The 8972-nt window shown below is 42.1% G+C and carries 7 protein-coding genes; 6 read left to right on the forward strand and 1 reads right to left on the reverse strand.

The window, feature by feature from the left end; translation table 11 throughout:
- The first annotated feature begins 99 nt into the window (after nt 1-99).
- The 3 genes from Q0081_RS10510 (at nt 100) to Q0081_RS10520 (ending at nt 2132) form a co-directional block, all read left to right on the forward strand.
- A complete protein-coding gene (locus tag Q0081_RS10510; RefSeq protein ID WP_298352502.1) occupies nt 100-249 on the forward strand; it encodes a hypothetical protein in 150 nt (49 codons plus the stop codon).
- A 132-nt stretch (nt 250-381) separates the two neighbouring features.
- Complete coding sequence (locus Q0081_RS10515; protein WP_298352506.1) at nt 382-1077, forward strand: DUF1080 domain-containing protein; 696 nt, start codon at nt 382-384, stop codon at nt 1075-1077.
- 305 nt (nt 1078-1382) lie between these two features.
- Entirely contained in the window at nt 1383-2132 is a 750-nt protein-coding gene (locus tag Q0081_RS10520; RefSeq protein ID WP_298352511.1) for a DeoR/GlpR family DNA-binding transcription regulator, read from the forward strand.
- 26 nt (nt 2133-2158) lie between these two features.
- Here the strand turns inward: Q0081_RS10520 and Q0081_RS10525 are convergent, their stop codons facing one another.
- On the reverse strand, nt 2159-3448 hold the full coding sequence (locus tag Q0081_RS10525) for a hemolysin family protein (RefSeq protein WP_298352515.1): 1290 nt from the start codon (nt 3446-3448) through the stop codon (nt 2159-2161).
- A gap of 100 nt (nt 3449-3548) precedes the next feature.
- Between Q0081_RS10525 and Q0081_RS10530 the strand changes: the two genes are divergently transcribed.
- The 3 genes from Q0081_RS10530 to Q0081_RS10540 all read left to right on the forward strand — a co-directional run.
- A complete protein-coding gene (locus tag Q0081_RS10530) occupies nt 3549-4238 on the forward strand; it encodes an NUDIX hydrolase (RefSeq protein ID WP_298352518.1) in 690 nt (229 codons plus the stop codon).
- Nucleotides 4239-4286: 48 nt separating this feature from the next.
- Complete coding sequence (locus Q0081_RS10535; protein ID WP_298352520.1) at nt 4287-6986, forward strand: carboxypeptidase-like regulatory domain-containing protein; 2700 nt, start codon at nt 4287-4289, stop codon at nt 6984-6986.
- A gap of 37 nt (nt 6987-7023) precedes the next feature.
- On the forward strand, nt 7024-8972 hold a 1949-nt coding region (locus tag Q0081_RS10540; RefSeq protein ID WP_298352524.1), incomplete at its 3' end, for a carboxypeptidase-like regulatory domain-containing protein.

An 8972-nucleotide genomic window follows, 5' to 3' on the forward strand; every position in this document is an offset into this window, starting at 1 on the left:
CACAAAGGCATCAAAGTCCCTGTCTTTTGCCAGAAAATGGATTGACGATTTTTGGAATCCCATTTTTTGGAATTCTACAATTATTTGTTCCAATTAGTTATGTCCCTATCTATAAGTATTACAACCGATTTTGACGTAGCACTGACAGACCATACAATTGAAGTGCCGCAGATTGTTTTTGTTAAGATTGCACAGGTGATTAAAGTTAAAAACAAATACACGTATGCGCCTTACGTAGCTAAGAAATAGTACCATAAGGTTCTGAATGGGCAGTATTAGTGAACAATACAGTAAAGTTTTGACAATAAATCCTTTGATGAGTGGTTGATAATTCAATCACTCATTTTTTGTTTCTCTTACTTATTATCTTTCCACTTAATTATGAAAAAAGTAAAATTTTCGCTCGTTTTAGCCGCTACGACCCTGATTTTAACTTGCGGCTTTGTCCAGAAAAAAAGTAAATGGCAGAATCTTTTTAACGGTAAAGATTTTAGCGGCTGGCATGCCTTTAATAAACAGGGAGAACCGCTTTCTGACAAATGGGTAGTTGACGATGGTGCGATAGCACTTACGGGCAAAGGAGGGGGCGATCTGGTAACTGATCAGGAATTTGAAAACTTTGAACTCGAAATGGATTGGAAAATTTCCGAAAAAGGAAATAGCGGCGTAATGTGGGGCGTAGTGGAAGACAAAAAATACTGTTGTCCTTACAGCACGGGCCCGGAAATGCAAGTGCTTGACGACGCCAAGCACCCGGATTCATTTGCAGGAAAAAATGGTAATCACAAAGCCGGATCACTGTACGACATGATTCCCCCTGCCGATTTGAACACGGTAAAACCTGCCGGCGAATGGAACAAAGCAAAAATGAAAATTGACAAGGGACAAGGTACTTTTTGGCTCAATGGCAAGCAAATGGTGACATTTCCAACCAAAGGCCCTGAATGGGATGCCTTAGTAGCCAACAGCAAATTTAAAACGTGGGAAGGCTTTGCGAAATTTCCCAAAGGAAAAATTGCCCTTCAAGACCATGGTAATAAGGTTTGGTTCCGCAATATCCGTATTCGTGAGCTATAGAAATAGTCGGTAATAGGTACCAAATAAGAAAATGCCGTCAGAGGTAGAATTTTTACGTTCTATTTCTGACGGCATTTTTATGTAACAAAAAGAAAGCCCCTCGCAGCTACACAAACCCCTAAGGTAGCGCGAGGGGAAATTTCATCATAGGTTAAGTCGTGATTGAATCAACTATGCAAAGTTATGCAAACTTTTTGTAATGATGCAATTTTTTTTGCATTTATTTGCAAAAAAATACAGCTATCTTTCGGTCGTGATTTGACGCATAGTTGCGTCAGCATAAGGGAAATAAATACGCTTTACCTATGATTAAAGAAGAACGCCAACGGCTCATTATTGAGAAGCTCAATCGTGACCAAAAAATCAATCTGTTGGAGTTGAGTCAATTGCTGAATGTATCCTACGATAGCATTCGGCGGGATGTTATCGAACTGGAAGATAAAGGCTTATTGAAAAAAGTACACGGTGGCGCTGTGGCCAATTCCTACTTATCTTTCAAGACTACGCAGGGCTTCGGCATTGACAACCAAGAGGTATTACAACTAACACGCAAAGCCCAAAAACTGTTTGAAAATCACCAAACTGTCTTCATGGATGGTGGTACGACCAATTTTCACATTGCCGAACAATTCTCTAAAAATCTGGAACTTACAGTAATTACCAACAGTCTGCCACTTGCTACGGTGCTCAATGAACATCCGAAAATCGAAACTATTTTGTTGGGTGGCACCTATCACAAACGGTACCAAATTACGATTGGAAACGAAGTGATGAGGCAGTTGGAACACTTCCGTGCCGATTTATATTTGATGGGTTTCAATGGTTTACACCCGGAAGTGGGCGTAACTCTGCGTAACTATGAGGAGTCGGTACTGAAACAAAAAATGGCACAGGCAGCCAAGAAAGTGGCAATCTGTTCTATCACCGAAAAACTCCATAGTGTGGAGACGTACAAAGTATGTGATTTGCACGCAATAGATATACTTTGTACGAGTCTTAAACCCTCCGATGCGGCATTAAATGAATTTCGACAAAATGGAATCGAGATATTGTAAATAGTTTGCAAAACTTTGCAGACTATTTACAATACTTCATCAATAATTTTTTGAACCAGCATTTTATCAATTCGACTTTTGTCCATGTCGATGATTTCGAAGCGATAATCCTGCCATAGGAAATGCTCGCCCGTGTTGGGAATATCTTTTAAAATATGCAGGGCAAATCCGCCGAGGGTATTAAAGCCGGTCAGTTCTTTTTTCTGTTCCACTCTAATATCAAAATGATCTAAAAAGTCTTCCCAAGGCAATTGGGCGTCCACTAAAAAGCTGCCGTCTTCGCGTTCAACAATGTCGTAATTAAATTCATCAGTTTCGGACAAATCTCCCACCAGTACGTCCATAATATCATTGAGCGTAGCAATACCCAACATGGCACCGTATTCATCCACGATAATTCCAAAGTGGACGCGACGTTCTTTGAATTTCTCCAACGCCTGATACGCTTTGTTGTTTTCGGGGATGTACAGCGGCTCACGCGCCAGCGACTCTAATTTGCCCAGTTGTTCTTCCAAATCCTCTCCCAGCAAGTCTTTGACGTAAATAAGACCTACAATGTTATCTATACCGTCGTTGCAAAGCGGATAGACGGAGTGTTTGGACTCCATTATTTTGGCACGGTTCACTTCCGGTTCGTCGGCGGCATCCAACCAGGTTACTTCCTGACGGTTGGTCATCAAAGAAACAATTTTACGGTCGCCAAGGTGAAAGACATTTTCTACAATTTCCTGTTCAATTTCATCAATGACACCTCCGGTGGTTCCTTCCTGAATAATTGTTTTTATTTCTTCTTCCGTTATGGCTTGGTCGCGGGGTTTAATTCGCAACAATTTCATAATTAAGTCGCTTGACTGTGCCAAAAGCCAAATGAAAGGAGCAGTCAACGTAGAAAGCCATCCCATGGGCGCAGCCATGAACTTAGCAATACCTTCTGGATTGGACATGCCGATGCGTTTAGGAACCAATTCGCCCAGTACCAACGACAAATAGGTAATAAAAAGCACGACACCTCCCACGGCTATGCTGTGCGAATAGGGTTTTAGACTTTCAAACTGTTCGATGTAAGCCTGAAAATCAGTGGTGATCCGTTCGCCGCTAAATACCCCATTCAGAATACCGATGAGGGTAATCCCGATTTGGACAGTAGAAAGAAAGCGATTGGGGGAATTGGCCAAGGCGAGTGCGTGCTTAGCCTGACGGTCGCCGTTGCGAGCCGCAGTTTCCAATTTAGACTTACGCGATGAAACCAGCGCGATTTCTGACATGGAGAAAATACCGTTGATAAGAACGAGTAGAACGATAACAAGAAGTTCCACGTATGGGGTTGGTTGGTACAATTGCAAAATTATCAAAACTATTTGCTATCCAAAACAAACCCATTTGCTAATTTTGTCAAGTTTTACTATTCCCATACGAATGATCATCTTTATCAAAGACCGTCCCATCCGAATTTTGAGCGAAAAAGCCGCTCAAAAACTCCCCAATCGTGTCACTTTCGACAAGATATTAGATGCCCATTTGGAAATGCTGAAGGTAGCAAACCTGCGCGGACATTTGCTTATTCTGAACGCAACGCCCATTACGACGGAGAAATTATTTCATTTTTTGAATAATTTTGAATTGCCTGATTTACAGTCGATTTACTTGGTTCCTAAAGACCGAGATGCCGTTGAAAAACGCCTTAAAAAGATGTATACAATTGTGAAGGCATCGGGAGGGATTGTTACCAAAGACCATCAGTTTTTGATGATGTTTCGCCGTGGGGTTTGGGACTTACCCAAGGGTAAATTGGACGACGGTGAAAAATCGAAAAAAGCCGCCCAACGCGAGGTGGAAGAAGAAACCGGAGTAAAAGCGGAAATTGTAGAAAAAGTGTGTACTACTTGGCATACCTACACTCAAAACAACCAACGTATCCTTAAAAGAACTAAATGGTATTTGATGCGCAATGTAGATGATAGCAAAATTGCGCCTCAGCACGACGAAGGGATTGAGCAAATTGTGTGGATGACCGAACCAGAAGTTCGTAAATCGTTGGCTAATTCCTACAGCTCCATTCGCTACGTCATCGATTGTTTTCTCGGGCAGGAAGTGGACGTGGAGTAGGGGAGCAAAATTTGCGTAGTTTTGTTACTCCTTGACTGACTCGTAAAAATGCGCCATCGATTTGTTTTCATCCACGTTACTTTACTTTTTTGTTTCATCTTCCACCTGTCGTGGACTCAGACGATAAAAGGGACGGTAAGCGATGAAAAAACGGGCGAGAAATTGCCTTTTGTAAGCATCTTTCTGAATAATACGTCTATTTCTGCCGAAACAAATCTTGAAGGCAGTTATCAATTAAAAAATATTCCAATAGGGGTTTATAGCCTTGTCGTTCGGATGACAGGCTACAAACCTTATACCTACAAGCTGACGGTTCAGAAAGGAACAAACGTTGTTTTGGACGTAAAGTTGAGCGAGGATGAGAAGTTATTGGAAGAAATAAAAATAACGTCCAAGCGTGATAAAACTTGGGAAAGTCAACTTCAGATTTTTGAAAAACAATTTTTGGGAAATGACGCTGCCGAAGGCAATTGTAAAATTGTCAATCCCTGGGTGTTGGATTTTACTTCAGAAAAGGGCGTTTTGGTGGCCAAAGCGCAGGACATCATTGAAATTAATAATCAAGCTTTAGGCTATCAAATCAGATACACCTTAAATACGTTTCGATTTGATGGCTCGCAGGTTTTTTTTAGTGGTTATGCCGAATTTGCCAACTTATTCAGCAACGATAATCGGCAAAAAGCCCAATGGGAAGTAAAACGCCGGGAAGCATATCGCGGCTCAGATATTCACTTTTTTAAGTCGTTAAGAACTAAAACAACCCTGACCGAAGGTTTTGAGTTTTATGTAGATAAACCAGGTGAAGACCCTTCTCAACGTTCGCCTTTTTTCTTCCAAAACCAAGTCAAAAAACTCACTAAAGTTTCGTTGGACAGTGCTGTTAAGCTCAGCGCTCCGGGCACTTTTCAATTGACGTTGCCCGTACGGGTGGAAATTCATTTTAATAACAAAGAAGGAATTTTTTCCATTTACAAGGACAAACCCTGCCAAGTTGCTTGGATTGAAACGAACGGACAACCGTTGCGTTTTAACGAGCAGGGTATCTTGCTGAATCCGCAAGCCTGTTCGGTTTCGGGGTACATGTCCGAAAACCGGGTGTCAACGATGTTGCCTCTTGATTATCAGTCAGTACCTCCCTCAAATCAATTGCCGATTATCTCCCAAAAAGCGCAAAAAACAGTTTCTGAATCGCCTTTTTTTGTCACCGACCGGCCTTATTATTATTCCACCGATTTGATACAGGTAAGCGGAAAGGTTTATTATTCTGACCCGGCTTCTGCTGATTCATTGAGTTCTATATTGCATCTGGAATTGGTTAATCCTGCTAATAGCCAAGTCATTGTCCACCAACTATTGAAAATAAATGAAGGATATTTTGCTTCTCAAATCAGCTTGAATGATTCAGTAATTAATTTAAAGTCAACAACTTACTTGTTGAGGACTTACACGCAGTGGATGAGAAATTTTTCGGACAGCAACTACACCTACCGTTGGGTGCCGATTGTAGTAAAAAATGAACGTATAGACTATACGCCACTTGCACAGGCTGCTAGTATACCAAACAGCTCACTCATTATAGAGGCTGTGTCGGTTCAGGATTCATTATGGTTGAAAACAACGCAATCGGATTTGATGTGGGGAAGCGTATCACTTGTGCCTGCCGAATTTACAAATTCAGTACCCTCATTGTCTCATTTCTCCATGGAGGTTGGTAGCTTGCCGGAGGTAATAAAAGGCAATTTTAAAATAGAAAAAGGAATAGAATTGAGTGGGAAGATTGCCGATTATAAGCCAACCAAACACACCAATGCACTGTTGATGCTGCCGAAAGACAACCTAAGTTTTTTCGCTTCTATTGAAGAAAACGGACATTTTACTTTTAAAGATCTGCCGATTGTTGATAATCAGGAAGCTTTGATTCAAGTTATGAATGCCAAAGGAAAACCGATTCCGGAGGCAGAAATTCAGTATGATTCCATAGCGTCACCTTCGTGGATGCCTACTCCAATGGCTTCGTGGAAAATTGTTCCTGATGCTCAAAATTATGTCCCGAATTTCCCCAAGGAAGGTATCAATTTGCAGGAAGTAAAAGTCAAAGCAACGTCTGCGCCCAAACCCATGGCCTCCATTTACAAAGAAGCCGACTACGTATTGCAGGGAAAAGACCTGTACGAAAATGCCGTAGGAATGAATATCTTGTCGGCGCTTCAGGGCCGCGTCCCAGGGATGCGTATTGTAGAATTTCCTACTGAGGATGGACTTACTAAACTCGTGATTACGATGCGGATGGGAGCGTCGGCGGGAGGATTGCAAAAGAAAACGCTACCCCAGCCGCTTGTATTGGTTGATGGCGTTCCGTTCGACAATATCAATCAAATTGCGCTGATTCCTGTAACCCAAGTGGAACGGGTGGAAGTGGTGAATCGCGCCGAGGCTATGACGGGTTTGCGCGGCTACGTTGGTGTCATTTCGATCATTACTAAGCAATCAGCAAAGAACATTAATCCAAACGCCCCGGTCAATCCGGGATTTAAGAAAATACGCGTTCACGGTTTGACGACTAATGTACGGGAGTTGACTTCTCCGCTTGGTTATTATTGGAATTCATCCGTTTCGATCGACTCTTTGCAATCGTCCGGGATTTGGATTCCCAAGCCTAAAAAAAGCGGAAATTACCACCTCTATTTTGAAGGATTAACCAAAGTCGGAAAGGTAGTTACGGGTGAAAAACTTGTGGAAATCAAGTAAATTGCCTTATTTACAGGTAGTTACTAACCTACTCAACATGACATCCTATCAAATCGGTCCGTCAGTAGCTTTTCTGTTCTTATTTGCTTTCCAAGTCGTTGGTCAACAGCGGGTGCTTATCGGGCGTGTGACCGATTCAAATACGAAGGAACCCGTACCCTATGCCGCTGTATATATCAATAACACTTCCAATGCGACCGAGACGGATGAAAAAGGGAATTATGTCCTGAAAAACGTTTTTAGTCACGTACGTGGAGGAAGTGTAGAAATTGTCGTTTCTTCGTTAGGCTACACTACTTTCCGTCAAAAAATTGCCTATAGTCAGCGAGACACGCTTATTCTACCTATCGAGTTGTCCATTCAAACTATCACTGAAGTGTCAGTCACGGGAAAACGTGATCAAACGTGGCTCCGGCAATACAAAAAATTTGAAAAAGCTTTTTTGGGAACAAGTGAAAATGCCCGATACACGACTGTTCTAAACCCGTGGGTTGTTGATTTTGAAGGCGAAACTGCCGAATTTTCGGCTTCGGCTCAAAAGATAATTGAGGTTGAAAATAAACCCTTGGGATACAAAATCTATTTTGAGTTGCAACGGTTCGCGTTTTCACCTACTCGAAGCAGTTTTGCCGGATTGGCCCGATTTGAAAAAATCAAACCCAAGGACGAAGAGCAAAAAAAGAAGCTGGAGGAAAACCGACAAAAGGCGTACGAAGGCTCAGAACGGCATTTTTTTAAGGCATTGGTCCAAAAACGATTAAAACAGGAGGGGTTTGTGGTCTATGAAGTAAACCCGGATTACCACGAAAAAACAAGCTTCTCACACCTCAGCCCTCAGCTGGGAAAAAGGTTGTTTTCTTTTAACGATACGGCTACCGTAAAACCGGGCAGATTTCCTGCTTCCAAAGAACTGATTATTAGGAGGGAGTTGGAAATATTAAACACCAACACAGTTACTCGTATTGGTGCTTATCAGGATGCGCCTTTTCCTGTTTCGTGGCTTCAATTGAAAGGCGGCAAAGCCGAAGCAACTACCGCAGGTTTATTGTTTGATACCAATAGTGCGGAATGGGCCGGCGATATTGCCGAGCGGAGAATTGCGGATATGCTGCCGTTGGATTATGAACCGGAACCTTTAACCGAAAACAATAATTGGAAGTTGTTTTTGCCCAGAAATACCCCTGAGAATCAAAGCAAAAGTGCTTTAGAACCGGAACCGGCTCCTTTGGTTTCCATCAAACATTATTTTGAAGCAGATTCCGTTGTGTTTCGCATTCAGGTAAAAAAGCCCGATGGCGAGCCGGTAAGAGGCAGATTGTCAATTGCGGTGATAGAAGATACTCAACCTGAACTGAGCCGGGCAGATACATTGCATTCTAAAAACACTTCTTCAGATACATCGCAAATCAGTCAAGACAAGAAGTCAATTACCTTGGAAGAAGTAAAAATCAAAGTAAAACGAAGCAAAAAGGCGACTCAGACTTTGTTAGGCAAGGTAGATTATGTAGTGGATAGCCAAGACCTGAAAGATATTATTTCAGGAAATGTAATTACGGCCCTGCAACATAAAGTACCGGGTTTGGATATTTTTGAAACGACCGACAATGCCGGTTTTAATCGAAAAGGCATTAGAATAAGGGGAGGAGGATATAGTTTACAAGCCACCGGTTCTGTAGAAGATGAACCGCTTTTTTTATTGGACGGTATTCCTTTTGGGACATTGCAAAGTTTGAATTCCATTCCAATCAATGAAGTATTGCAAATCGAAGTGATTAAAAGTGCCAATTCGCTTTTAGGTTCGCGAGGAAAAAACGGCGCAATAAACGTAGTCACCAAAAGAGCCGCCGCTAATAGTGATACGCCGATAGCATCCATTAATGAGGGAAAGCTGTTTTTCTGGCAACCCTCCACCGAACTGTCGCCGCAAGGAGAGGTAGTAATACGGTTTGCGTTACCCAAAGGGATCAAATACTACGTAACAGTAAA

Origin of the sequence: Runella sp., assembly GCF_027484545.1 — a bacterium.
Classification (GTDB): domain Bacteria; phylum Bacteroidota; class Bacteroidia; order Cytophagales; family Spirosomataceae; genus Runella.

Bases quoted from the DNA above. Each gene is read 5' to 3' on its own strand.
- Q0081_RS10530 (WP_298352518.1), top strand. From the start codon at position 3,549: ATGATCATCTTTATCAAAGACCGTCCCATCCGAATTTTGAGCGAAAAA.
- Q0081_RS10535 (WP_298352520.1), top strand. From the start codon at position 4,287: ATGCGCCATCGATTTGTTTTCATCCACGTTACTTTACTTTTTTGTTTC.
- Q0081_RS10520 (WP_298352511.1), top strand. From the start codon at position 1,383: ATGATTAAAGAAGAACGCCAACGGCTCATTATTGAGAAGCTCAATCGT.
- Q0081_RS10515 (WP_298352506.1), top strand. From the start codon at position 382: ATGAAAAAAGTAAAATTTTCGCTCGTTTTAGCCGCTACGACCCTGATT.
- Q0081_RS10510 (WP_298352502.1), top strand. From the start codon at position 100: ATGTCCCTATCTATAAGTATTACAACCGATTTTGACGTAGCACTGACA.